This is a genomic window from Thalassotalea mangrovi, assembly GCF_005116735.1.
In the GTDB taxonomy this organism is placed as follows: Bacteria; Pseudomonadota; Gammaproteobacteria; order Enterobacterales; family Alteromonadaceae; genus Thalassotalea_A; species Thalassotalea_A mangrovi.
On sequence record NZ_SWDB01000009.1, the window covers coordinates 20,688 to 45,645 of the forward strand.

22 protein-coding genes are annotated in these 24,958 nt (G+C 46.9%); 6 read left to right on the top strand and 16 right to left on the bottom strand.

The features are described 5' to 3' along the window. The first annotated feature begins 8 nt into the window (after window positions 1-8). Window positions 9-725, top strand: a complete 717-nt coding sequence (locus tag E8M12_RS04255) for a 2OG-Fe(II) oxygenase (RefSeq protein ID WP_136734847.1) — start codon at window positions 9-11, stop codon at window positions 723-725. A 22-nt stretch (window positions 726-747) separates the two neighbouring features. On the opposite strand, the gene E8M12_RS04260 is transcribed toward E8M12_RS04255, so the two are convergent. The 6 genes from E8M12_RS04260 to trxA form a co-directional block, all read right to left on the bottom strand. Then, entirely contained in the window at window positions 748-4,548 is a 3,801-nt protein-coding gene (locus E8M12_RS04260) for a translocation/assembly module TamB domain-containing protein (protein ID WP_136734848.1), read from the bottom strand. After that, complete coding sequence (locus E8M12_RS04265; RefSeq protein ID WP_169303033.1) at window positions 4,548-6,344, bottom strand: autotransporter assembly complex protein TamA; 1,797 nt, start codon at window positions 6,342-6,344, stop codon at window positions 4,548-4,550. The genes E8M12_RS04260 and E8M12_RS04265 overlap by 1 nt, the downstream gene beginning before the upstream one ends. Before the next feature lie 409 nt (window positions 6,345-6,753). Then, entirely contained in the window at window positions 6,754-7,125 is a 372-nt protein-coding gene (locus E8M12_RS04270) for a VOC family protein (RefSeq protein ID WP_136734850.1), read from the bottom strand. 353 nt (window positions 7,126-7,478) lie between these two features. Further along, complete coding sequence (gene rluF / locus E8M12_RS04275) at window positions 7,479-8,561, bottom strand: 23S rRNA pseudouridine(2604) synthase RluF (RefSeq protein WP_136734851.1); 1,083 nt, start codon at window positions 8,559-8,561, stop codon at window positions 7,479-7,481. A gap of 124 nt (window positions 8,562-8,685) precedes the next feature. Beyond that, a complete protein-coding gene (gene rho / locus E8M12_RS04280; RefSeq protein ID WP_136734852.1) occupies window positions 8,686-9,945 on the bottom strand; it encodes a transcription termination factor Rho in 1,260 nt (419 codons plus the stop codon). Window positions 9,946-10,261: 316 nt separating this feature from the next. After that, the gene (trxA, locus tag E8M12_RS04285; RefSeq protein ID WP_136734853.1) at window positions 10,262-10,588 is read right to left on the bottom strand and encodes a thioredoxin TrxA; all 327 of its coding nucleotides are present in this window, start codon (window positions 10,586-10,588) and stop codon (window positions 10,262-10,264) included. A 265-nt stretch (window positions 10,589-10,853) separates the two neighbouring features. On the opposite strand from trxA, the gene rhlB reads away from it, so the two are divergent. Further along, entirely contained in the window at window positions 10,854-12,128 is a 1,275-nt protein-coding gene (rhlB, locus tag E8M12_RS04290) for an ATP-dependent RNA helicase RhlB (protein ID WP_136734854.1), read from the top strand. A gap of 17 nt (window positions 12,129-12,145) precedes the next feature. Beyond that, the gene (gene ppx, locus E8M12_RS04295; protein WP_136734855.1) at window positions 12,146-13,651 is read left to right on the top strand and encodes an exopolyphosphatase; all 1,506 of its coding nucleotides are present in this window, start codon (window positions 12,146-12,148) and stop codon (window positions 13,649-13,651) included. On the opposite strand, the gene E8M12_RS04300 is transcribed toward ppx, so the two are convergent. Further along, window positions 13,638-14,525: a DMT family transporter gene (locus E8M12_RS04300; RefSeq protein WP_136734856.1), complete on the bottom strand. Its 888-nt coding sequence runs from the start codon at window positions 14,523-14,525 to the stop codon at window positions 13,638-13,640. The genes ppx and E8M12_RS04300 overlap by 14 nt on opposite strands. 137 nt (window positions 14,526-14,662) lie before the next feature. Between E8M12_RS04300 and E8M12_RS04305 the strand changes: the two genes are divergently transcribed. Beyond that, complete coding sequence (locus E8M12_RS04305) at window positions 14,663-15,871, top strand: S1 family peptidase (protein WP_136734857.1); 1,209 nt, start codon at window positions 14,663-14,665, stop codon at window positions 15,869-15,871. Between the two features lie 8 nt (window positions 15,872-15,879). Further along, entirely contained in the window at window positions 15,880-16,449 is a 570-nt protein-coding gene (locus tag E8M12_RS04310) for a hypothetical protein (protein WP_136734858.1), read from the top strand. Between the two features lie 342 nt (window positions 16,450-16,791). On the opposite strand, the gene hemB is transcribed toward E8M12_RS04310, so the two are convergent. Genes hemB through tatA form a run of 6 tightly spaced genes read right to left on the bottom strand, consistent with a single transcriptional unit; the run spans window position 16,792 to window position 20,440 of the window. Next, window positions 16,792-17,802 carry a porphobilinogen synthase gene (gene hemB, locus E8M12_RS04315; RefSeq protein ID WP_136734859.1) on the bottom strand — a complete coding sequence of 337 codons (1,011 nt, stop codon included), beginning with the start codon at window positions 17,800-17,802 and terminating at the stop codon, window positions 16,792-16,794. A 3-nt stretch (window positions 17,803-17,805) separates the two neighbouring features. Further along, entirely contained in the window at window positions 17,806-18,606 is an 801-nt protein-coding gene (locus tag E8M12_RS04320; RefSeq protein ID WP_136734860.1) for a TatD family hydrolase, read from the bottom strand. A gap of 1 nt (window position 18,607) precedes the next feature. After that, complete coding sequence (locus E8M12_RS04325; RefSeq protein ID WP_136734861.1) at window positions 18,608-19,129, bottom strand: hypothetical protein; 522 nt, start codon at window positions 19,127-19,129, stop codon at window positions 18,608-18,610. Further along, a complete protein-coding gene (gene tatC / locus E8M12_RS04330) occupies window positions 19,129-19,878 on the bottom strand; it encodes a twin-arginine translocase subunit TatC (RefSeq protein WP_136734862.1) in 750 nt (249 codons plus the stop codon). Before tatC ends, E8M12_RS04325 begins: the two co-directional genes overlap by 1 nt. Continuing rightward, complete coding sequence (gene tatB / locus E8M12_RS04335) at window positions 19,868-20,200, bottom strand: Sec-independent protein translocase protein TatB (protein WP_136734863.1); 333 nt, start codon at window positions 20,198-20,200, stop codon at window positions 19,868-19,870. Before tatB ends, tatC begins: the two co-directional genes overlap by 11 nt. A 6-nt stretch (window positions 20,201-20,206) precedes the next feature. Next, window positions 20,207-20,440: a Sec-independent protein translocase subunit TatA gene (gene tatA / locus E8M12_RS04340; protein ID WP_136734864.1), complete on the bottom strand. Its 234-nt coding sequence runs from the start codon at window positions 20,438-20,440 to the stop codon at window positions 20,207-20,209. 395 nt (window positions 20,441-20,835) lie between these two features. Here tatA and E8M12_RS04345 point away from each other — a divergent pair, with 395 nt between their 5' ends. Then, complete coding sequence (locus tag E8M12_RS04345; RefSeq protein ID WP_136734865.1) at window positions 20,836-21,858, top strand: hypothetical protein; 1,023 nt, start codon at window positions 20,836-20,838, stop codon at window positions 21,856-21,858. 82 nt (window positions 21,859-21,940) lie between these two features. On the opposite strand, the gene ubiB is transcribed toward E8M12_RS04345, so the two are convergent. From ubiB to ubiE, 3 genes are read right to left on the bottom strand one after another with little or no spacing between them, the layout of a single operon-like run. Beyond that, the gene (gene ubiB / locus E8M12_RS04350; protein WP_136734866.1) at window positions 21,941-23,569 is read right to left on the bottom strand and encodes a ubiquinone biosynthesis regulatory protein kinase UbiB; all 1,629 of its coding nucleotides are present in this window, start codon (window positions 23,567-23,569) and stop codon (window positions 21,941-21,943) included. Window position 23,570: 1 nt separating this feature from the next. Continuing rightward, a complete protein-coding gene (locus tag E8M12_RS04355; RefSeq protein WP_136734867.1) occupies window positions 23,571-24,200 on the bottom strand; it encodes a ubiquinone biosynthesis accessory factor UbiJ in 630 nt (209 codons plus the stop codon). A 1-nt stretch (window position 24,201) separates the two neighbouring features. Next, window positions 24,202-24,957 carry a bifunctional demethylmenaquinone methyltransferase/2-methoxy-6-polyprenyl-1,4-benzoquinol methylase UbiE gene (gene ubiE, locus E8M12_RS04360; RefSeq protein WP_136734868.1) on the bottom strand — a complete coding sequence of 252 codons (756 nt, stop codon included), beginning with the start codon at window positions 24,955-24,957 and terminating at the stop codon, window positions 24,202-24,204. Window position 24,958 lies beyond the last annotated feature (1 nt).

A 24,958-nucleotide genomic window follows, 5' to 3' on the forward strand; every position in this document is an offset into this window, starting at 1 on the left:
TCCTTCATATGAATACAACAATAACAATAAACCCAGAACTGGATTGGGACGCGTTAAAGCGCGAATATCAAAGAGAATCCCGATTACAAATCAAAGACTTTTTCAGCGCCGACACTGCCGAATATTTATTACACCTTTTACAGTCGAATCAAGACTGGTACCTGGCGTTTAATAATGGCAACCAATTTTACGAAAGCTCGTTAGAAGATTTACAAAAGCTCACCGATGAGCAACGACATAAATTTCGCGCCAATATCGAACGTCGGGCGCAAAATCACTTTCAATATGTATTTTTTCAATACTACATATCACAGGCAATCAGCCTGGGAGAAAATGATGGTCATCCTTTGCATGCCTTTGAGGCCTTTGTAAACAGTGAGGAATATCTCGAAAAAATGCGATTTCTGACCGAAGAAAGAAAAATCGCAAAAGCAGATAGCTATGCTTCCTATTATGCTCCGGGTCACTTCCTGAGCGAACATGATGATATTCACCCCAAGCATGACAGGGTTGCCGCCTGCACCTTTTCACTGACGAAAAACTGGCAGCTTAACTGGGGTGGCCACCTGGCTTTTTATGACTCGCAGGGAAACATTGACAAAGCCCTGATCCCATCGTTTAACACCATGAATATCTTCAGAATTCCACAGCGCCATGCGGTGCAACCGGTCGCGCCATGGGCGGGTGATAAACGCTTGAGTTTGCTAAGCTGGTTACACCGATAAACAAAGGCATCCGGTTTATTGGTTAATCAATCTCAAAGGAATAATAAATATCGGCGGAGTTTTCCAGCCCGGAAACGGTCTCCAGCCATAATCTCGACATCAGGTAAAAGCGAACCGTAAGTTCATTAATAGGCTCGTAAACGCCAATACCATATTTTAAGAAGATTCGTTCTCCCAGATAACCACTAATCGTGGCCTGGGTAACGTCATCCTCGACCTCTGCATCAATGGTGACATCACTCAACAAGGGTAAATTCTGTACCACATTTTGAATCGGCGTGGTTTTGGTCAGGGCGTTAGCCAATGCTACACCGACCGCACTGCCTCCACCGGAGTTGGCATCCAGGCCACGACCGCGGATCAGGTACGACATAATTTCCGGCTGTGCCATGCCAGGGTTAGAAAAAAAGCTCAGGTTTAACGCTTCCGTTGGCCCGACTATCGACAGCCCAACCACCACATTTTCATCTTTAATTTCCCTAATCGCTTTTACATTGATGTTTGGATTAGACGGCGAACCAGCAAAGGATATTTCGCCACTATCTACCTTCAGATCCTGACCGTATGCCTTGTATTCACCATTTAATATTTTCAGTAAGCCAAATAATTGCAACGGCTGATGCGCTTTTTGGCGAATCTTCAGTTTACCACCAAGGTTTCCGGTAAACCCCTGACCCTTGAGACGAAACTCCGGGTTAATCAGTAAATCAACATCGGTGGCGATGGCAAACCGACTTTTTTGCTCAACCTCTTCACCAGAGGCATCGACAATAACCGCATCGTCACTGACATCAATACTTCCCTCCGGCAGGTCTTCCAGTGTCATCAATCCATCTAATACCTGAATTTCTCCGCTTATCTGCCCCTCTTGCTCAGCGAAGGCAAAGCGAATGTCGGTACCGATCACCGCATCGAGATTGGGGGGATATAACAGCGGTATTTTCTCTGCAAACAATCGGGCATTGGCGACTAACCCCTGTTGCCAGTCAACCGTGGCGCTAAGTTCTGCCGGGAAACTGCGAATTTTGAAACCGCCATCGATATCTGCCTGCTGGCCAGTAAAATTTGCATCAATATTGATATTGTCGATGCTATTTGGACTTTGATAGGTTTCAAACTCGCCATCGTGCAGTGACAGGCGGCCTGTTAACGCCGGCTTTTCAGCCGTCCCCGCAATAACCAAAGCTGAAGAGATGTCGCCCCGGGCTTTGCTGATCCCGGGTACTAACTCTTCCAGTAACTGAATGCGAAACCGTTCAATATCCAGCTTGCCGGAAATCGGGTAGGACGCCTGTTGTAAATCGACCTCTAAATCGCCCGCTAACAGTCGACTGCCAGCATCTTTATCGACAAACAGGTCAACCTTTAGCCGCTCGGCATTGCCTGTGACCTCGACCTTGCCCTGCTGCCAGCGGATTAAATCAGCGGTTTTATCTTCACTAATCAGGGTGAGTTGCCCGCCTTGCAGATGGTTAACCACTGAAAGTTTTGCCAGCTGCCCCGCCGACCAGGATACCTGGGCGTCACCATTAATAGCGGATTTTAGCTCCAGCACTTTACCCAGCATCAATTCATCATAATCATCCAGCGCCACAAACCAGTTCAGGTACAGATCACCGTCATTACCTAATTGACTCTGTTGGGTGACACAGATTTGATTGTCATTATGCTGCCAGCAATGAGGCTCTATTTCGACATTCGGGTCTTGCATGTCTATCTGCGCCAGCAGTGCCTGCTGCAACTGCCAATCGATGCCTTCAAAGCCAACACTGGCACTATTGACCTGAAGTTGGCTACGTTGTGCTTCAAGATCCAGCTGATTATCCAACGCCAAAAGCACTGGTATATCACCACTGGTGTTGAGCTGCAGAGTTTGCTTATCCAGATCACCGTTAACCTTAAGGCTGATATCGGACACTTGCTTTTCCTGTATCTGCAGAGCCGCGGATTTGACTTCGATATCGGCCTGATGATTGCTGATTGGACGATAGTTGAGGGTAAGTAAGGCCTCGGGAACCTGTATGGTTTGCATGGAAAATTCCTGCAACCTGGCGAGCAGCTCAATTTGAGGGTCACGTATCTCGCCATTGACCTGAATATCGCCCGCTAATTGTCCCTCAATCTGTTCAAGCCAACGTTGCAACCTGACTCCCTGCCATTGCCCTTTCAAGTGCCAGTTTTCATCACTGTAACCACTGATATTTAACTCAGACTCGGCCACGCTGACCATTAACCGGCCATCTTCAAGGCGCAATTCGTTATCAATCGAAAAATTGGCATTCAGGGCAATCGGTTGTTCGTTAACAAGGCCCTTCAAGCGAGAGTTATATGAGGAGACCTGCCAGGTTCCCGGTTGCTCGAGGCTTTTCGGTAAATCGTCCTTGTCGAGCATCGCAAATAAATGCAGTTGCCCTTCAATTCTGCCATCGATGGTTTGCTTGTTTACCATTATCTGGGGCAGCTGAAACGAGGGAATATTAATATCGGCTTTGCTGCTGAAATCACTACTGTAATCGAGGCTTACCTGGCCTGACAGTGAACTTTTCGTTGCCGCATCGACAAAGTTAAGCTTAGTTAAATCGACAACCTGCTCACTATGAGTGCCTGTAACGTTAACCTTAGCCTGCTGATAGCCAAAACCATTTAACTTAATCTCGGTATTGAATTGTTGTTGCTGAAGATCACCGTATACCTGCGACTGGCTGTTATTAATGATCAGGGGCTGGCCAAGCAATGTGGTTAAATCGATGCGTTGGCTTTGCAAATTGGCAACGAAAGGCAGTTTACTATCGAGCAGGTTGCCACGCACATCTAGGCTGACGGGTACATTTCCTGCATTCAGCAAAATAACTTCAAGTTCTGCCAGGTTGCCTTTTACCTGCAGTGTCTGCTTACTGTTTTCTAATTCCTCATACCAGGGGAAATGGCTAATTTCAGTATTAGCCTGAAGATTCACGCCCCAGGGAGTTTGCCAGTCAATGTTACCGGTTAAATCCGCATGGCCATAATCGCGGGCCTGCAAATCAAGTTCCGTAATATCAAGCTGATATCCAGACCAGTTCAGGGCCAGGACAAAGTCTTGGATAGCAACGTCTGGTTGCGGTTGCGAAGATGTATTCAGCCACAACATAATGTCCGCAATTGAGACCTGGGCAACGAGCAATTCCACCGGAAGAAAAATCTCTGGCAGGGCCGCAAGTGGCCAGTCATTTTCCGAATCCGCTGTTGATGCTTGCTTGTCATTGCTTTCAGAGGCGGTTGCTTTGTCTGACACCTGGTCAGTAGCTGTAAGGGTTTTTACTTCGACACGGGATAGCGAAGTACTGGCAAGGTTAACCTGGCTCTGCTGCACCGCGACTGCCGATGTCAATTCTTCAATAGCAACCGCTACACCGGGGTTTTCAAAGGCAATATGCTTTACCTCAATGGTATCGATACTTATGTCGATTGGAATATCTATCAACGCCGGCGGAAGCGGTTCAGGCTCCGGTTCGGGTACCTTCTCTGTCGGCGACATAACAACCCGTACTGAATCCGCCTGTAAGGAGGGTAGGCAAAGCCGTTTGACCAATAAACAGCGTTTATGCAAATGATAACTCACCTCATCAAGGACGATCGACAAACCATCCAGTTCGATTTGGATCTGCTCAAACTCCGCCTGGTTGAGCAGATGTCCCTGTCGAAACTGAATGTCGATAAATGACAGGGTATTCACACCAGCCACCAATAGCCGGTTGCCCCACTGAGTGAAGATTAACAACGAGAGAAGTAGCAGCAAGATTAGAATCGGTGCGACAACCCACTTTAGCAACCTCCTAATCATTAAAGCTCCGCTCCCAGATTTATGTGTAACTTCCAGCTTGGATCGTCTTCGCTGATACCATAACCAAAATCAACGCGGATAGCGCCTACTGGCGAGATATAATGTAATCCGAGACCGACGGAATATACCGGGTCGATTCGGATATCGTCCGTCGCGTTACCGGCGTCGGTAAAGACAACGCCGCGGATTTTCTCGGTGAAATAATACTGGTACTCAGCACTGGCCAGGGCAATGCGTTTACCACCAACAACGATTTCCTCACCCGCAAATTCTCCTTCGTTGATGATCTCCGTTGGTCCTTGCGACTGATAATCAAACCCGCGAATACTCAAGTCGCCACCAGCAAAAAAGCGTAAAGATGGCGCTAGTTGCGTTTTCGGTGCATCAAAGATGTCGGAAATACCCAATTCTCCCCTAAACACCAGGCGATGACGGCGCATCGGTGTGGTTATAAAACGCCAGCGAGCAATCGCCCTGGCGATACTAATATCTGATCCAGCGCCTTCAGCCCCACCCTCAACGATATAGTACTGGCTAAACCCCCAGGATGGATCAAGTTGCGGCCCTTTACGGGATGTCCGTGATAGCATCATGCCAGGCATCAAGTAGGTACCGCTCTCAACCTCATCATCGGGGAATTGATCAATTCGCCAACGCTCAGCCAGAAAACGAACGTAGTACTGCGCACTCCAATGATCATAAATACGCACATTACCCACCCGGCCTTCCAGGTATTTGCCCACCAGCCCACCATATTCATCATCTTCAAAGGTCACCTGAAATTGCAACAGGTCTTTGAGAGGGTGAGAAAGAGGAATGCGATAGGTAAACCGCCCGGTTGGATTAATTTGCGAATATTCGATTTTAGTTTCCTGGCTATGCCCCTTACTGTTTATTTTTGGCGTGCGCCAACTGGTGGATATGCGAAACAGGGTATCGGTGGCATATCCAAAACCTACATCAACATAGTGGGACTTGGTTTCCCCCAGGGTAACATCGATGGGTATCAGCTGATTTACCGGATTTTTCAGATCAGGGACAACCAGGAGATTGCCAAAATACTGGGTTTGCTGCAGCAGGTTTTGAAACTGCAATAATTTCTGGCTGGTGTAGGGCTCACCAACATCAAATGGGATTAATACCTCAAGCAGTTCAGGCTCAAGATCGAATTCTGAATAATTCACTTCCCCCAGGTAATAACGCCGGCCACTTTGATAAACGAGCTCAACGTCAGCGCTGGTAAAATCATCGCGAATCGCAAGGCGCGATCGCAAATAGCGACCCTCGAAGTAGCCTCGGTCCAGGGCAAGATTGGAAATCTTCGACTTTACCGATTCATAAACGCTGTGATCGACAATATCCTGAGATTTAAGTAACTTTGTCTGAATTTCCGTGACCAGTTCAATAAATTGATTATCGAGTTCCGCTTCTCCCTGAATATCGATCAAAATTTGTGAATAGCGGGTCGGCTCATTGAGCACCACATCAATAAACAAACGCCATATTTTTTCATCGTCGACCACCACCTCTTTATCGACACGAATATCAATATCACTGCGATAATACCCCATCGCCTGCAGCGCGGTTCTGGTTTTATCGGTGGCGGTAAAGACAAAACTCTCTCGCTCCGATTCGGTATCCGGCAAGTCACCAAGGTGGGCGCGAATGTTTCGTTTAAACTTTTTTGGCAACTCTTCAGGCAATTGCACCTGCAGGTTCGCCGCCAGCAAAGGTGCGGAAACAAGGGTAAGGATAAGAAGTACAGAGAAACCTGACCCAAACCGAGCAGTCATCATTAATCGGGGAAAGTTTTCTCGCATCATCCTTTGCAAAAAGTGCAACACTGACCTCATTTTTACGGGCGATTATCGTTATTGAAGAGAAAAAGGCCTAATACCTTAACCTAATTATGAGTATGGCAACAGTTAGTGAAATTACGATAACAAATTGAATATTATTAAAGAAATGATTTCGAATAGCGATGAGAGAGAGGAAAGAGAAAAGTGGAAGAGGACGGTGGAAAAGCAAAATCACTATGCCACTGCATATCGCACGCCATCACTAGCAGCCTCGGCTTCCCGCTACTCGCACATTTCATGCCTGGCATGTGAGCCTAGATTGCGCCAGGCGACTAACCTTTGCCAAGTCGCTGGTACTGAATCCTGAGACCTAAGACCTGAAACCCAAAAGCATTTTGTCCTGTGATCAGCGATGCTGGTCAATCAAGATAGGATTGCCATCCGGGTCTTCGAGCATAAAACTGCCTGGTCCGTTGGAATCTGGGTCAACCTCAGACAGTAGTTGCAATCCCTGCTGTTTGCAGTGGGCCTGAATATCACGAACGTCTGCAAATTCATCGAGCGCCTGAGCCTGCTGATCCCAACCCGGATTAAAGGTCAGCATGTTTTTCTCAAACATTCCCTGGAACAAGCCAATAATATGCTCACCATTTTGCAAAATACACCAGCTTTGTTCGAGTTCACCGCCAATTTGGCGAAATCCAAGCTTTTCATAAAACTGCTTCGATGCGTGAATATCCTTTACCGCCAGAGAAACTGAAAATGCGCCCAATTTCATAATGTTATTCCCTAAAATCATCGTCAGATGTTGTTCTTAATGTAGATGAAAATTATCGCTAAAGCGATTATCTAGAACGTATCGCCAAGGCATTACTCCGAGTACGTGGCAAATAACGCTACTCCGAGCACCCGACAAACATCTTCGCTCCGAGTGCGTGGCAAAAAACGCCACTTAGGGCACACGACAAACAACCTCGCTCCGGGCACACGTTGTTGCAAACAACGGCATGCCAACCCTGTCATTCCGTGATACTGCACGGAATCTGTGCCTAGAGGTGGGAGATGGGAGATGGGAGATGGCGCAGTGTCGAGCAATGCCTCGCACTTACAACCGCCGAGTCAGACTAACGACTATTTCTTAAGGCTTAGTGTGCCTTTTCGGGATTTAGCGCGGTCAGTTCGCGCGGGTGTCTTAGAGGCAGGCTTATTCTGTGTTGTCGGTTTACGGTCCTGAGTGGATTGGGATTTGCCCGGTCGTCTTGAATTCGCATTATCCTGATGTCTCGAAGTCTTTTCCACTCGACGGTTTGCATCAGCAGCTTGTGGCTTATTACCAGGTTTAACCTTGTTATCTCGATTATCTGAATGACGTCTTCGATTCGACGCGGATGAATCACTTGTTCGGGCTGATGGCCGGTTTTCGGATTTTGTAACAGTGACAGGGCTTTGAGGTGCGGTTTGTGACTTTACGCCCTCAGGCGCAGTTTTGCTCGATGTCGCCACCGCGGTATTAATATCTCGCATCTCTCGATGAGTTAAATTACGCCACTGTCCCGGCTTTAACTTATCCAGGCTCACCGACATAATTCGGGTACGTTTTAACTTAGTGACTTCATAGCCCAAATATTCACACATCCGGCGGATCTGGCGATTCAGTCCCTGGGTCAAAACAATTTTAAACACAAACTTGCTTAGGATTGTTACGTCGCAGGGTTTAGTCACGGTGCCGAGAATGGGCACACCACGAGCCATTCGCTCGGCAAAGCGCGGTGACAGCGGTTTATCGACGGTCACAATATATTCTTTATCATGAGCGTTCTCAGCGCGCAGAATTTTATTGACGATATCACCGTCACTGGTAAGGAAAATCAAACCTTCCGAAGGCTTATCCAATCGGCCAATAGGAAAGATCCGCTGTTTATGGCCAATGGCATCAATGATATTCCCTTTAACCTGACGCTCGGTAGTACAGGTAATACCGATTGGCTTATTATAAGCAATGTAGATGCGATCGGATTTATTGTCCGGACTGGCGGCAATGGATTTACCATCCACCTGTACCTCATCGCCCGGCATGACTTTAGTACCAAGCTCAGGCAGCTTGCCATTTATTTTCACCCGCTGCTCTTCTATCAATTTATCCGCTTCGCGGCGTGAACAAAACCCAGATTCGCTGATAAATTTATTCAGGCGTTTACCCGTTACTTCCGTCAATGATTTGCTCTGTCGATATCATACCAATGGTCGCAATTATCGCTTATACCCGGTGAGTTTGCACTTAATAAGCAATAAAAAAGGGAAGCCGAAGCTTCCCTTTAAAACAGATTTGACCAAATCGTTAGTTGCGTTTCATCGAATCGAAGAACTCATCATTGGTCTTGGTCATTGCCAGCTTATCAATCATGAACTCCATCGCGTCAATCTCGCCCATTTCATGGACAATCTTACGTAAAATCCACATTTTCTGTAGTTCATCCGGCTTAGTCAGAAGCTCTTCACGACGAGTACCACTGCGGTTAAAGTGAATCGCTGGGAATACACGCTTCTCGGCAATCTTACGAGACAGGTGTAATTCCATATTACCGGTACCTTTAAATTCTTCGTAGATAACCTCATCCATTTTCGAACCAGTATCAACCAAGGCGGTGGCGATAATGGTTAAGCTGCCACCTTCCTCAATATTACGCGCTGCACCGAAGAATCGTTTCGGACGGTGCAAGGCATTGGCATCAACACCACCGGTCAAAATCTTACCGGACGACGGGATTACCGTATTGTAGGCACGTGCCAGGCGAGTAATGGAATCCAGCAGGATCACTACGTCCTTTTTATGCTCAGTTAATCGTTTAGCTTTTTCGATAACCATTTCTGCAACCTGAACATGACGAGATGCAGGCTCATCAAATGTTGATGCAACCACTTCCCCTTTAACCAGGCGTTGCATCTCGGTAACTTCTTCCGGACGCTCATCAATAAGCAAGACCATCAACTCACATTCCGGATGATTATGGGCAATACTTTGGGCAATATTCTGCAGCAATAAGGTTTTACCCGCTTTTGGTGGCGCTACAATCAAACCACGCTGGCCTTTACCGATTGGCGATGCCAAATCTAACACCCGCGCAGTAATATCTTCGGTAGAACCGTTACCACGTTCCATGGTTAGGCGATGATTAGCGTGAATGGGAGTTAAGTTTTCGAAAAGGATTTTGTTGCGGGAGTTTTCAGGTTTGTCGAAGTTGACTTCATTAACTTTCAACAGGGCAAAATAACGTTCGCCATCTTTCGGTGGTCGGATTTTACCAAAAATGGTGTCACCGGTACGAAGGCTAAAACGACGAATCTGACTTGGTGACACATAAATATCGTCCGGTCCTGCCAAATAAGAGGAATCTGCCGATCGTAAGAATCCAAAACCGTCTTGTAAAATTTCTAAAACACCACCACCGAAAATATCTTCACCGCTTTTTGCGTGCGCTTTGAGTATGGCGAAAATCACATCTTGTTTACGAGTCCGGGCAAGATGTTCAAGCTTCATTTCTTCGGCAAGCTTAATCAGATCGCCAATAGGTTTATCTTTGAGTTCAATTAGATTCATAGGATGGGTCTTGTTATGTAGTAAATATTTACAATGTTTCAACGCGCCGGGAAGCGGTCAGAACGAAATGGTTTATGGATTAAAAAAGATATGTTTGCAATTTAAGTTAGCATTAAAAATCGCTTAGGTAAAGCAATCTGGCAATTCCACAAAAATTTTGTGGAAAATGAAGCAACACCTGACTAACACCATTCATGGCTTGTTCAGGATATGTAAACGGATTTACGGTATGTCTGGATACCATGGAGGCTATTTCTCGACAAAATACATCCGTGTACAAAAAGGTCGGGAACCCGACCTTTTAAACCATCAGCAATTACAGGTTTGCGTCTAAGAACTCTTTCAGCTGGTTCTTAGATAGGGCACCGACTTTAGTGTCTGCAACCGCACCGTCCTTGAACAATAACAGGGTAGGAATACCGCGGATACCGTACTTAGGTGGTGTACCAGAGTTTTGGTCGATGTTTAGTTTGGCAACCGTTACCTTGCCGTCATATTCTTCAGCAATCTCTGACAGGATAGGAGCGATCATTTTACAAGGACCACACCATTCCGCCCAGAAGTCTACCAGGACCGGGCCAGAAGCATTTATCACATCAGCGTCAAAGCTGTCATCTGTAAGCTGAACAATTTTCTCGCTCATTTTTATCTCCGTTAGAAAGGCAAGCTACCTGCTGCCAATAATGTTGCATAATCTTATCTATCTGAACCGTGAATGCAAGAATTAACCCATTCAAGTAACAATAGCGTAACGAATTTAACCAATTTTCATTAGAAAACCTGGTTATATGATACGCAATTGACCATTTTCCCTGTGTTGGCTGGTCGCCATTACCCGGGAACAGTTTTTCTTGGCGACCGCCAGATATTACTTAATTGATCAGTTAGATAGTGTTATTCTTGAGTGTATGAAAAAAACACATTTAACCGAAAGTAAGTTTTCCGACTTCGATCTGGCACCACAAGTGGTGACCGGACTGAACTCGATGGGCTTTCAATACTGCACAACGATTCAAGCAAAATCGTTACCTATTTTATTATCTGGCAAAGACATTGCCGGACAAGCGCAAACCGGTGAAGGCAAAACCATCGCCTTCCTGGCTGCCACCTTCCATCACTTGCTGCAAAAGGGCAAGTCTGATCACAACCAGCCTCGTGCCATCTTGATGGCACCGACTCGCGAACTGGCAATCCAGATTCACCGCGACGCTATTGCCATGGCTAAATCGACTGGACTGCGCCTTGGTGTTGTATATGGGGGTGAAGGATATGAAAGTCAACGCCAGACCCTGGAAAATGGTGTTGATATTTTGATCGGCACCTGTGGCCGCCTGATAGATTATTACAAACAGGGCGTTTATAAACTAAGTCACATAGAAGCTGTGGTACTCGATGAGGCAGACCGCATGTTTGATTTAGGATTTATAAAAGATATCCGCTATCTGTTCCGAAAAATGCCGCCAGCGACCGAACGCCTTAATATGCTGTACTCGGCGACCTTGTCATTTCGGGTAAAAGAACTGGCGTTTGAGCACATGAATGACCCGGTCAGTGTCGAAGTTGAGCCGGAACAAAAAACCAACGTCCGTATCTCAGAAGAACTATTTTATCCATCCAATGAAGATAAAATGGCGTTACTGCAGACCCTGATTGAAGAAGAGTGGCCGGATAAAGCGATAATTTTCGCCAATACCAAACACAGTTGCGAAAACATTTATGCCCATTTGGATGCAGATAACTTACGAGTCGGCCTGCTAACTGGCGACGTGGTTCAGAAAAAACGTCTGAAAATCCTCGAGCAATTCACTCAAGGCCAACTGGATATTCTGGTTGCGACCGATGTTGCTGCCCGAGGCCTGCATATCCCTAGCGTTACCCATGTTTTTAATTACGATTTGCCTGACGATTGCGAGGATTACGTGCACCGTATTGGCCGCACCGGTCGTGCCGGAGCCACCGGACATGCGATCAGTTTTGCCTGCGAAGAGTATGTATTTAACCTGCCGGCTATCGAAGAGTACATCGACCACAGCCTGCCAGTTAGCAAATATGATCCAGAGGCATTACTAACGGATTTACCAAAACCTAAGGCCAGGCATCGTCGCCACCAGCCGCGCGGTGGGCGTGGCGGCAAAGGCGGTAAGTCGACTGGTCGTCCTCACCACCGGCGAAACAAACCATAAGTTCAGGATCTCAATGGATGACCGCAGAATCTCAAGCCCATACCCAACCGCTCTATGCGGTCATCGATCTTGGCTCCAATAGTTTCCACATGCTGATTTCCCGCCTGGTCGCTGACAGCGTTCAGGTGGTTGATAAAGTGAAGCGCAAAGTGCGCCTGGCCTCAGGCCTAGACTCCCAAGGATACCTCGATGCCAAGGCTATGGCTCGTGGCTGGGAGTGTTTAAGCTTTTTTGCCGAACGATTACAGGATATTCCCGCCAATAACATTCGTATCGTTGCCACCGCAACCCTGCGCCTGGCCCAAAATGCCTCGGATTTCCTGGCCAAAGCCGAGCAAATTTTAGGCCATCAGATTCGCCTTATCAGCGGCGACGAGGAAGCCCGGCTGATTTACCTTGGTGTTGCTCATACCACCATTTCTCAGCACAACCGCCTGGTGATTGATATCGGCGGCGCCAGTACGGAATTGATTGTCGGCCAGGGCTTTGAGCCACAAATCATGCAATCCCTGCCAATGGGCTGTGTGACCTTTAATAAGCAGTTTTTCCCAGGCGACCAATACTCAGGCGAAGCATTTAACCAGGCACAAACTCACGCATCACAGGTACTGGCTCCATTCCGGCAAACATACATGGAAGCGAGTTGGGAGAGTGTCCTCGGGGTTTCTGGTACGCTACAGGCAATTATTGAAGTGCTGACGGCACAGCAATCCCTGCCAATCATTACCCGGGCAAAGCTGGAGGAATTGAAATTGCAGGTACTAAGCGCCGGCAGTTTAAACAATCTCGATATTGCTGGCCTGGTAAATGAACGAAAACCTGTGTTTGTCAGTGGCCTGGCAATTTTACTGGCACTATTCGAACAGTTAGAAATAACCGAGTTGCAGCTTGCTGGTGGCGCCATTCGTGAAGGCCTGCTTTACGAGTTATTGCCCAATATGCGTAATCAGAATATTCGCATCCGCACCCTCAACGCACTTATAGCAAGATTTAGTATCGATGAGCGACAGGCATACCGGGTCGCGGATATCGCCGACCAGGCCTGCCAGCAATTACGCGCATCCTGGCAATTACCGCAACACTATCGCAGTATTCTGCAATCCGCCTGTGTATTGCATGAGATTGGTTTATTGCTGGAGTTTAAAGGTAACAAACAACATGCGGTATATATTCTCCAGCACGCGGATCTGGCCGGCTTTTCACCGGCAGAACGATTGCTGTTATGTGCCCTGGTTGGTAACTATAAAACCGATTTAGACCTGACACTGCTTAAACAGCAGAATTTTGCGCCGGTCTGGCAGGCATGTCAGTTACTGGCGATACTGCGCCTGGCGGTCATATTATCGAAACGACGCAAAGATGATGTGATGCCAGAGTTTGCATTAACCGGGGTCGATCAGGAGTTGCAACTGACATTGCCACATGCCTGGTTGCAGCGCCATCCGTTAATATCGGCGGAATTAAAACAGGAAATCATCGATATTGCCGCTTTGGCGATTAACCTGACCATCATTCGTGTTTAGGCACAGCAACATTCAAGCTGTGTTCCCTGACCGCCCAGACATTACTCACCAGCACCAAAACAATACCAGCGGCCACCGCTATAGATATTGGTTCGGCAAACAGCAAGGCTGCCGCTAAGATTCCGTATGCCGGCTCCAGGCATACGGTAACACTGACCAAAAATGCCGGCACACTGCGCATTGCCATTAACAACAATGAGTGGGCAAACGCGGTAAATATCACCCCAAGCAACATCAGCTTAGCAATGTCTGCTCCGGTCCCGGTAAAGGGTAAATACAGCACTCCGGGGATCAGGAACAGGGTCGCCAGTGCATTTTGCCACATGGTCAAGGATACCGGTTGAATGTCTGCCAACAAAGCCTGATTCACAAACGTCAGAAGCGCAAAGGTGAATGCCGAAACCAGGCCTATGACAATCCCATCGATCCAGATACCCGGATTTTGCTGCGTGTAATGACCGCTGACCAGGGCGATTCCGATTATGATCAGCAGCGACTGAGATAACATCAGCAAGGCACTACATCGGTTTCCTCGGACCCAATCAATCAGCAATACCCATAACGGATAACTGGCAAACGTTATCAATGCCGTTGAGACACTGACGTTCTGGGCTACATAAAAAAATGCCAACCAATGGATAACGAGTAATAGGGCAGAGACAAATAAGCGTATTTTGATGACCGGAGAAAAGCGCCATTGCAGTTTTTGACGGTAGCCAAGCAATAGAAATATTGCCAGGGCGGCAAACAAGGTACGGCCAAACACCAGGTGCACAGTGCCAACATCAACCCAATAGGCAAACAAGGCGCATAGGGAAAACAGCCAGACCGCAAGTTGCAGTTTCAGATAAGCCAGTTTCCTGTTTTTATTCATTTTGTTATTTACCTATTGATAAAATTTATACAGAATGGACGTATATTGCACGATATTATCCGTCATGTCTGTCGCCAGAAAAAAGCCTGTACTGAGCAGTCAATGTGACAAGCTTTATCATAACAAGAGAAACAAATATGAAGTCCCACAACCTGTTTTTATCATTTTGTTGCGCGCTTTTAGTCTTTGGTTGTGCCAACACCGCCCGGGTCAGTACCGATCCCGCGAAAAATAAGTTCAAAGTCAGCAAATCGGTACAGATACCTAACGAGACAGTACTTAGTATCTACATCGCCAAATCCGAATTGGAAAGCGAATTCTATTCCAATGGCTTACACAAACCTGGTAAGGCCCTGAGGGAAGGGGTAGCAGCCGCGTTTTCTCCCTATTTTTCCGACGTCTCTTTCCTTGACGTCAGCTCGGACAAGCCCATCGGTTTACTACTGGATATCAAGCCTGACTGGCAATTTGAGTATGGGCAGATAATCGCTTCGTTTGATTATAAGCTGTTTGATACGACCGGCAAGGTGATTAATCAGGGCAAAGTCAGTAACAAAGCGGGGCTAAATTATTCGCAAACCGATGCGGCGTTTTTTAACTCCACATACAAAGCAATGCAGCAACTGGTTGTGCGCGTGTTAAACAAACACCTGCCTACCGCTGAGAAATATCCGGCAACGTTAGCTATGCAGGATGTGAATACCAATTTGTTGATTGATGAAGAAAAACCTCGCAGCAGTGGCACCGCTTTTTTAATTAACAAAACGGGGCACCTGTTAACCGCGGAGCACGTCATTCGTGACTGCCTGGTAACCAAAATTAAATTTGCCGATCAGGTGTACGATGCAAAAATTGCCAATACCAGTCAATTACTTGACCTGGCGTTACTGGCAACCGATATCGAATCTAGTGATTATCTGGCAATCCGTGCTGCCGGTGACCTGGAACTAGGCGAAAAAGTGGTATCAGTAAGCTATCCGTTAAAAGGATTACTAGCCAGTTCACCAAACCTAACCTTAGGTAATGTTACCTCGAAAAAGGCTCTGCAGGGTTCCTTAGGTTTATTTCAGTTCAGCGCGCCGATCCAGCCGGGTTCTAGTGGCGGTGCTATTGTCTCCGAATCTGGCGAAGCCATCGGTGTCGTGACCAGTACCTTAAACGTTGCCGAGCTGATTAAAGAAGGTATCGTACCGCAAAACATCAATTTTGCGTTAAATGGTCAATACGTTAGTCGTTTTTTAGACCGTAACCAGATTGCCTATGCAACTCAAGCCAGCGAAATCAGCTCAACCTCCGTTAATGAAGCAACGTTAGCATCAACGGCGCAAGTTGCCTGTTACCAGTAAGGAGAACAATGATGAACAAACGAATGATGGTAATGGCCGGCTTATGGTTATCGTTAACCAACGCCATGGCGAATCCAATGACGGAAGGTGAAGAGGCTATTTTAATTAAGCAGGCTTTTCCGGCGATGAAATTCATCAGCACCGTCGACGATAACATTAACTTTGATTTGCTGATCAAAGACCCATTACTGGTTAATCTTGAAAAAGACCTCCACGGCAGTCCGTTTTTACTGGCATCCTTTGTGGAAAACCATGCCACCCAGGGTGGTCAGGTATCACAATTTACCACGGGTTTGTTGTCGGCAAGCACCTTGGGACTGGTACCGGTTGTCAGTAATAATGACTTAACCATTTACTACCGCATACGGTTACAAAAAAATACCATCAGTGAGTTTTCCTACAGCAAGAATTTCACTGACGCGGGCTTTTTATGGGCTGGGCCTAATCAGGAATTGACCGACGAAGCCAAAGCCTGGGTGGAATCCACGGTTCCGATGTTTTTACAGGATTTACGTAAAGACAAAAAGCTGAAAGCGATGATCGATGAGTATGAGTATTATTTTGGCGGAGAGTCCTAAGCCTCGGACTCTCCTGACTTTAGATCTCAGGTCTCAGGGTCCAGGCTTCAGAGACTTTATCTGACGCATTTAAACTGATGCTTTACTCAAAGGCCGTTCGCCATCCGAGACCTGAAACCTGAATCCTGCATGCCTATTGGCTCAAAGAAGCCAATTGCTTAATTGTTTTGGCGGAGAATCCTAAGCCTCGGACTCTACTGACTTTAGATCTCAGGTCTCAGGGTTCAGGCTTCAGAGACTTTATCTGACGCATTTAAACTGATGCTTTACTCAAAGGCCGTTCGCTCTCCGCGACCTGAAACCTGAATCCTGCATGCCTATTGGCTCAAAGAGGCCAATAAATTACTTTTTGGCCTCTTTTAGCCAATAGCCCACTTGCTTAGCAAAATAAGTCAGGATGCCGTCGGCGCCGGCGCGTTTAAATGCCAGTAGCCCTTCCATGACAGACGGTTGTTCGGCAAGCCAGCCGTTTTGTATCGCCGCCATATGCATCGCATATTCACCACTAACCTGATAAGCATATGTGGGCACTTTAAATTCATCTTTAACACGGCGTACGATGTCCAGATATGGCATTCCCGGCTTAACCATTACCATATCGGCACCTTCGGCCAGGTCCTGGGCAATTTCCTGCATCGCTTCATCGGAATTTGCCGGATCCATCTGGTAAGAATATTTATTGCCACCTTTAATATTTCCCGCCGAGCCTACGGCATCTCGGAACGGTCCATAATAATTAGATGCATATTTGGCCGAGTAGGCAAGAATCCGGGTGTTTACAAAACCATTATCTTCCAACGCTTCACGGATGGCACCAACGCGACCATCCATCATGTCTGAAGGCGCCACGACATCAGCACCGGCTTGGGCATGAGACAATGCCTGCTTAACCAATACTTCTGTAGTCACATCATTTAATACATATCCCTGTTCATCGATAATGCCATCCTGACCATGGGTAGTAAACGGGTCCAGGGCAACATCGGTGATCACACCGAGCTCGGGAAATTTTTCTTTCAATGCCCTGACGGTACGCTGTGCTAACCCTTGTGGATTATAGGCTTGTTCCGCCATCAGTGATTTTTGTTCCGTAGGAGTCACCGGAAATATGGCAATCGCCGGTATACCTAGATCTACCAACTCCTGTGCCTCTTCCAGCAGTAAATCAATACTCTTGCGTTCAATCCCCGGCATCGAAGGGATGGCTTCTCGCTGATTCTCTCCTTCGAGCACAAATACCGGGTAAATTAAATCGTTCACGGTCAATTGATTCTCCGCCATTAAACGACGGGAAAAGTCATCTTTGCGCATACGACGCATGCGTCTTGCGGGAAATTGGCCAAAAGAGTTCATGCTCTACATATCTCCATTCAATTGAAAAAGACGCCGGGCGTTTTCAGTAGTTTTCGTTATCAATACGTGTTTATCTATCGCCATTGCCGATGCCAGAGTGTCTGCCACATGAGGTAAGTACCCGGGTTCATTACGGCTACTTTTCGGTCGTGGACGAATATTCTTAGGGGTCAGGTATGGGGCATCGGTTTCAATCAACAAGCGGTCCAGGGGAATGTAACGAACAATATCATACAATTCCTGACCTCGCTTAGGATCACAGACCCAGCCCGTGATACCCACGTAAAACCCCATGTCCAATACCTGCTTTAATTCCTGTAAGTTGCCAGTAAAGCAATGTGATACACCACCGACCAAAGCATGTCGCTGCTCATTGATAATCGCTTGCCAGGTATCGAACGCATCCCGTTGATGCAAAAACAACGGCAATTGTAATTCAGCCGCCAAAGCCAGATGTTCGGTGAAAACCCGTTTTTGATTGGCAGGCGTTGAAAAGTTGCGATTAAAATCGAGACCGCATTCACCAACCGCTTTCACTTTGTCATTGCTGCAAAGTCGCGTGAGCTGCTGCAGGTAATCAGCGCTCACGTTATCCGCATCATGAGGATGAACGCCAGCAGTACAATATAAATCAGGATCGTGCTCGCAAAGGCGCAAGGCCGCCTGGCTTTCATCGACACTGGTACCGGTTATTACCATCTCTTTGACCCCGGCGGCCCTCGCCCGTGCAATTACCAGGTCGCGGTCCTTGTCGAATCTCGAGTTGGTTAAATTTACACCAATATCAACTAACGATGTCGTCATGTTAATCGATACGTTTAACTTTTACCGTTCTGTTTGAGTCCGCTTTTTTCAGCGAAAATGAATTGAACATACCGCGTTTGATGATCACTTCCTGGCCTTTTTTAAAACGAGTTGAAGTAGATTCAACCGTTTGCCATTGCTGGCCATTATCCAGGGTAAATGACCAGGCATTATGGGCTCGCTCCTGCACCTTCGCCAGTGTAGAGCTGATCTCAGACACTTCCTGTTCCGCTTCTGTTTTCTTATGCTCGAGACCAAACTGTTGTTCTACCTGCTGACGAGTAGGCTGTGGGCTTACTGGCACAACGGCATCGTTGGCTACGTTGTCTACCTCAGGTTCTGTTGATTTAGCTGGCACGGAAGGCTGTTGGCTTTTTTGCTTAAGGTATGCGTCAAAGCAAGCCAGGCGTTTGCTATCATCACTAATTTCACTACAGCCCCACAATAAAGGGTCGATATCATTAGTAGCAGTTGCCGCGAAAGGTAACGACGTTAACAGTAGTAGATTAATCCAGGTTTTCATTATTCACTCACTTCCTCTTCTGTCGCTCGTTTACGATAAAATGACGACAGGATAATACCTAATTCAAACAATAACCACATGGGTATCGCCAACAGGGTTTGCGAAATTACATCTGGCGGCGTCAATAACATGCCGATAACAAATACCGAAACTATGACATAAGGACGCTTTTCGCGGAGTTTTGCTGGTGTGGTAAAACCGGTCCAGCACATCAATATAATTGCGATAGGGATTTCAAATGCCGCTCCAAAGGCAAAAAATATTTTTAGCACGAAGTCCAGGTAACTGCTGATATCAGTGGCAATGACGACACCTTCCGGTGTAACCGAGTTAAAAAACGCAAACGCCAGCGGAAACACCACAAAGTAGGCAAAGGCGATACCTGCATAAAATAAAAAGCTACTGCCAAATAATAGCGGGGCAACCAAGCGCTTTTCATTTTTATAGAGTCCCGGGGCTACAAACTTCCAGAGTTGATAGAGCATATAAGGCATGGCGATAAAGATCGATACCACCAGGGTCAGTTTAAAAGGTGCCAGGAAAGGAGATGCGACATGGGTGGCGATCATATTGGTACCCTCAGGCATCACTTCAACTAAGGGTTTCGCTAGCGCCCGATAAATATCTTTGGCGAAATAGGCAAGGCACAAAAAGATGACCAGAATGGATGCGACCATAGCCAACAGGCGATTGCGTAATTCCAGCAGGTGATCAAATAAAGATGAGCCCTGGCTGTGATCATCCGTCATTATTTTTCTTACTCTCGTCGTTTACTGCATCTGCATAAGGGCGGGTGGCTTCATCAGCGGCTTTTTTCAGGCTTTCGACAGACTCTTTGACGTCTGCAGTTAAGTTTTCAAAGCCTTGTTTTTCTGCTTCTTTGAGGTTGTTATGAAGCTCGTGAATTCGCAATTCTTCTTTTAGTTCAGTCTGTACATTATGACTGAATCGCTGAATGTTGCGTACCCACTGGCGTACCGAACGAATCGCAGTCGGCAAGCGGTCTGGACCCAGGATAACCAGGCCCATTACAGCGATCACCATTAGCTCCCAAAAGCCAATATCAAACATAACGGATTAGGCCTGGTCTTTCTCTTTAACGTTAGCGTCGGTTTGCTCTGCCTTGGACTTCTCAGCCAACTGCTCTTTCGGCGTGTCTTCTTTATTAGCATCGTCGTCATTGATGGCTTTTTTAAAGCCTTTAAACGCCGAGCCCAAATCCCCGCCCAGATTACGCAAACGTTTTGTGCCAAACAACAAAATGACGATGACCAGTACGATCAGTAATTGCCAAAGACTTATTCCAGCCATAGTTAGATTCCTTTTTACGATATTGTTCTTATTATAAGTCGAGTCATAGTTTAATTATACCCTTAATCAGCGTTGGGAATTTTCACAACGCTGATTAGCTTTAAGCTGCAAGCGATAAGCGGCAGGTTGCTATCAGCAAGTTACTGGATCATGCTCGCCTTGTCGATAACTTATCGCCTGAATCAGGTAAACCCAATTTATGGTCATCCCGGCGACGGCCGGGATCTCGCTTTTTAAAATTGGACGAGATTTCCTGTCGTAGCAGGAAATGACGGCCCTACAAATAACTGACACCAACGCCTTGTAGCTTAGAGCTATTTTAATTATCGAATTCGTTTCTGCTATAGTTAAAAAACAATAATTCCAACGTCTTATCAACCTTATTACTGTGCATCGTGAACAATAACAATAAGGTGATTTGGTGCTTCGCGCTGGGGATGTTGTTGAATACCGGAGATATCCAGGCTCAGCAACAGTCATCCGATCCAGAAATTGAAGTCATCGAGGTCACCGCTATCGACCAACAAAAAGAGAATTCTGCACCCAGTGGTGATGAGCAACACTGGTTGGAGGGTTTTCATGGTGCCGTCAGTGATACTTTTTTCAATACCGCCCTGTGGTTCGACAGTTTTTTTGCTAATGACGAAGAAGAACAAGCTAACCCGAGATCGCTGGCGCGAATCCGCCTTGGCTGGGAACCAAGTGCCGCGAACTGGGGGGAATTTACCCAACGATTTCGCATCCGCCTGCGCCTGCCTCACCTTGAGAATAAAGTTGATTTGATATTTTCCGATGACGAAGCGGATGCCAGTGGCGTCGAAAGCTACAATAACGAGTTGCCAATTACCCGAGACCTGGAAGATGAACGATTTACCGCAGCGCTGCGGGTCATTAACCGCGACGAAGAAAGCAGTTATATCGATACCCGTATTGGTATCTCCGGTGGCGACATTTTCACCCGCGCCCGATTAAAACTGCAAACCGATTACACCAAAACCCACGCTTTTAAAGCGGAACCCTCAGTCTATTACTTTCTCGACGATGGCTTTGGTTCCCGTCTCTATTTGCAATATGCTTACACGCCTAAGTTAGATCGACAATTACAGATAAACTATTCGATCAGTGGTTCCGAATCTTATTCAGGAGCGCGCTGGCGTCATGGCCTGTTTTATTTTAAACAACACGACCACCGCCGGGCATCGGTCACCAATTTGACCATTGAAGGCGAGCGCTGGGGTGACAACGGCTTTGAGATTACCGAATATCGCTTAGGATACCGGTATCGAGTCAATGCAATTCGCAAATGGTTGTTTTTTGAAGTAGAGCCTTTCCTGTTATGGGAAGACGACCGCAACTTTGATACCTCACCAGGTATTGCATTACGGGTTGAGGGATATTTCACCAAACAAAGCAAGTAATCCGTCGGTGAAGAACGGACTGGCGTGCTGGTCAGAGAATGTGGTTATACCAATCCTGACCAGTGGTGACTGCGCTGTGGGTCTAATCTTTCAGGGAGCGCAGCATCAGGATCAGGCCGCTGACACCGCCAATTGCCGCCAACTGATAAAACTCCTGAGTCGCCACCACACTTGAAGCGATTAACAGGCCTACGGATATCACTGTCAGTTGCAGGCGCTTGCTTTGCAAATGCTGTTGTTGCATCTGTTTTACCAGGGTTAGCTGATTGACTTTGCTTTGCTGGCTGGTTTTTAAGTAGTCGTATACCAGATCGGGAATTTCCGGTAACTTTTCACCCCAGAACGGCAGGTTTTCTTTAACCTGATTGAACAAGGCCTTTGGCCCCATCTGCTCTTTCACCCAATCTTCCAGATAAGGTTTCGCGGTTTTCCAGAGATCCAACTCCGGGTAAAGTTGCCGGCCAAGACCTTCAATATATAGTAAGGTTTTTTGCAACAACACTAGTTGTGGCTGTACTTCCATATCAAAGCGACGGGCGGTGTTGAACAGGTTAATTAACACCTGGCCAAAAGAGATTTCCGCCAACGGTTTTTCGAAAATCGGTTCGCAAACGGTACGAATCGCAAATTCAAATTCTTCAACATTGGTATCCACTGGCACCCAGCCAGAATCGACGTGTAATTGTGCCACCTGATGATAATCGCGATTAAAAAAGGCAACGAAGTTTTCTGCCAGATAACGCTTATCTTCCTTATTCAGAGTGCCGACAATACCACAATCAATGGCAATCCAGGTCGGATCCTCAGGGTTGGTGACATCGACAAAGACATTACCGGGATGCATATCCGCATGGAAAAAGCTGTCGCGAAATACCTGGGTAAAAAATACCTGTACGCCGCGCTCTGCCAGTAATTGCATGTTTACATGGGCAGCTTTTAACTGTGCCACCTCACCAACGCCAATACCGTAAATGCGTTCCAGCACCATCACTTCTTTGCTGCAATAATCACTATACACTTCTGGTACATACAGCACCTTGTCATCGGCAAAATTACGTTTCAGTTGAATCGAATTGGCCGCTTCACGCAACAGATCAAGCTCATCGATAATGGTCTTGCGATATTCTTCCACGACCTCCACCGGACGCAGGCGTTTACCTTCGTGGTAATAGCGGCTCACTAATCCGGCAAACATTTGCATCACTTCGATATCGGCAAGAATAATGGCATCAATGCCCGGGCGAATCACTTTGATCACCACATTGATCGCTTCATCATCTTCGGCTCGCATCATCTTCGCCGCGTGCACTTGGGCAATGGAGGCGGAGGCCAGCGGCGCCTCATCAAACTCAAGGAAAGCCTGACTGAACTTGTCGCTGCCAATGGCATCAATAATTCGCTGTTTAGCCAGTTTACCGTCAAATGGCTCCACATTATCCTGCAAACGCGCCAACTCATCAGCAAAGGCCGGTGTCAGTAGATCACGTCGGGTCGACAGCATCTGTCCGAATTTTATGTATACCGGTCCCAATGACTCAATAGCCAGGCGAAATCGTTGTTCCAGTGACTTATCTTTATGCTGGTTTTGCAACCAGAAAAAGCTCCACCTGATAAGCTTGCCGTACCAGGGGATTTTATGCTTTGGTAACAGGTCATCTAACCCATACTGCAAAAAGGTTTTAATGATTTGATAGAGTCGTTGACTGCGCACGTTATTCCTTCGCTATCAGGGATTGTTTCAATTGATTAAGACGTTGCTCAAGCTTATCGGTATCGGCAGCTAAAGTGCTGACCTGGCGATTAAAATCGTCAGTAACTGCCTGGTTCACCAACACGGGTTGTTCATAAAGCAGGTATTCGCTGGCATCCTGTTCAACCTGGCGCTTGGCAAAGCGGGCCTTTTGCCTTACTTTTTGCATTATTTTCGTTAAATAATGGGTTGGCACATCACCAAGGTGCTGCGCCAGTTGTTGTTGCCAGTCAATATCCAACGACTGACCCAATTGCGCAAATCGCTGTGCTTGCTGAATATCGCCCTCGATTTCAATGGCACCGACTTTGATCAGCTCAGGCAATAACTCGGGCTTGGTAAGCTTAGGCAAGGTCGAGATATCCGTCGCCAGATAGCAGCTGTGCTCAATGCGCGTAGCCATCACCAACACTTGTCCCTGACTAACCATAAAGGCCATGGCAAATGGCAATTCCTGCAATTGTAACGTCAATGCCTGCTGGTCCATCTGCTGCAAGGCAGTTGCCTGTTTTGGATCCAGTGATAACGTCGAATTAATCACTTTCTCCAACGCCCCGCAGAGCAATTGTGGCATTAGCCCGGGTAGCCACATGTTAGAATTTAAATCCTTTGTGCAAAGCAACGATACCACCAGTCAGGTTATGGTAACTGGTCTGTTCGAATCCTGCCGTTTCCATCATCGCTTTCAGGGTTTCCTGATCCGGATGCATGCGAATCGACTCCGCCAGATACTCATAGCTGTCACCATCTTTGGCAACGATATCACCCATTTTGGGCAAAATATTGAATGAGTAGAAATCGTAGACCTTATTCAGTAACTCGTGCTCAGGCTTGGAAAACTCAAGAACCAACAAGCGACCACCTGGCTTTAATACCCGATAAATCGAGCGCAATGCTTCATCTTTGTCGGTGACATTGCGCAGGCCAAAGGCGATGGTAACAATATCAAAGGTGTTATCTTCAAATGGCAATGCCTGAGCATTTGCCTGCACATAATCAACATTACCAACGACGCCGAGGTCTCTTAACTTATCGCGGCCCACATTGAGCATCGAGCTATTGATGTCAGCCAAGACCACCTGGCCATTAGCACCAACGATTTTTGAAAATTTCGCCGTCAAATCACCGGTACCACCGGCAAGATCGAGAACCTTGTTGCCGGGACGGGCACCACTGGCATCTATGGTAAAGCGCTTCCACAAGCGATGAATGCCGAATGACATCAAATCATTCATGATGTCGTATTGCTGGGCTACGGAGTGAAATACGCCTGCAACCAGTTGCTCTTTCTCTTCAGTTTTGACCTGTTTATAGCCAAAATCCGTGGTGGAATTTTTATCGATAGTCATC

What these genes read in the sequence shown, in the direction of transcription:
- tatC (WP_136734862.1), bottom strand. Translation starts at nt 19,878, where the DNA reads ATGACGGATGATCACAGCCAGGGCTCATCTTTATTTGATCACCTGCTG.
- E8M12_RS04325 (WP_136734861.1), bottom strand. Translation starts at nt 19,129, where the DNA reads ATGAAAACCTGGATTAATCTACTACTGTTAACGTCGTTACCTTTCGCG.
- E8M12_RS04260 (WP_136734848.1), bottom strand. Translation starts at nt 4,548, where the DNA reads ATGATTAGGAGGTTGCTAAAGTGGGTTGTCGCACCGATTCTAATCTTG.
- rho (WP_136734852.1), bottom strand. Translation starts at nt 9,945, where the DNA reads ATGAATCTAATTGAACTCAAAGATAAACCTATTGGCGATCTGATTAAG.
- tatA (WP_136734864.1), bottom strand. Translation starts at nt 20,440, where the DNA reads ATGGCTGGAATAAGTCTTTGGCAATTACTGATCGTACTGGTCATCGTC.
- E8M12_RS04320 (WP_136734860.1), bottom strand. Translation starts at nt 18,606, where the DNA reads ATGACGACATCGTTAGTTGATATTGGTGTAAATTTAACCAACTCGAGA.
- tatB (WP_136734863.1), bottom strand. Translation starts at nt 20,200, where the DNA reads ATGTTTGATATTGGCTTTTGGGAGCTAATGGTGATCGCTGTAATGGGC.
- E8M12_RS04305 (WP_136734857.1), top strand. Translation starts at nt 14,663, where the DNA reads ATGAAGTCCCACAACCTGTTTTTATCATTTTGTTGCGCGCTTTTAGTC.
- E8M12_RS04310 (WP_136734858.1), top strand. Translation starts at nt 15,880, where the DNA reads ATGATGAACAAACGAATGATGGTAATGGCCGGCTTATGGTTATCGTTA.
- ubiE (WP_136734868.1), bottom strand. Translation starts at nt 24,957, where the DNA reads ATGACTATCGATAAAAATTCCACCACGGATTTTGGCTATAAACAGGTC.
- hemB (WP_136734859.1), bottom strand. Translation starts at nt 17,802, where the DNA reads ATGAACTCTTTTGGCCAATTTCCCGCAAGACGCATGCGTCGTATGCGC.
- E8M12_RS04265 (WP_169303033.1), bottom strand. Translation starts at nt 6,344, where the DNA reads ATGATGACTGCTCGGTTTGGGTCAGGTTTCTCTGTACTTCTTATCCTT.
- E8M12_RS04270 (WP_136734850.1), bottom strand. Translation starts at nt 7,125, where the DNA reads ATGAAATTGGGCGCATTTTCAGTTTCTCTGGCGGTAAAGGATATTCAC.
- rhlB (WP_136734854.1), top strand. Translation starts at nt 10,854, where the DNA reads ATGAAAAAAACACATTTAACCGAAAGTAAGTTTTCCGACTTCGATCTG.
- E8M12_RS04355 (WP_136734867.1), bottom strand. Translation starts at nt 24,200, where the DNA reads ATGTGGCTACCCGGGCTAATGCCACAATTGCTCTGCGGGGCGTTGGAG.
- E8M12_RS04300 (WP_136734856.1), bottom strand. Translation starts at nt 14,525, where the DNA reads ATGAATAAAAACAGGAAACTGGCTTATCTGAAACTGCAACTTGCGGTC.
- trxA (WP_136734853.1), bottom strand. Translation starts at nt 10,588, where the DNA reads ATGAGCGAGAAAATTGTTCAGCTTACAGATGACAGCTTTGACGCTGAT.
- E8M12_RS04255 (WP_136734847.1), top strand. Translation starts at nt 9, where the DNA reads ATGAATACAACAATAACAATAAACCCAGAACTGGATTGGGACGCGTTA.
- ppx (WP_136734855.1), top strand. Translation starts at nt 12,146, where the DNA reads ATGACCGCAGAATCTCAAGCCCATACCCAACCGCTCTATGCGGTCATC.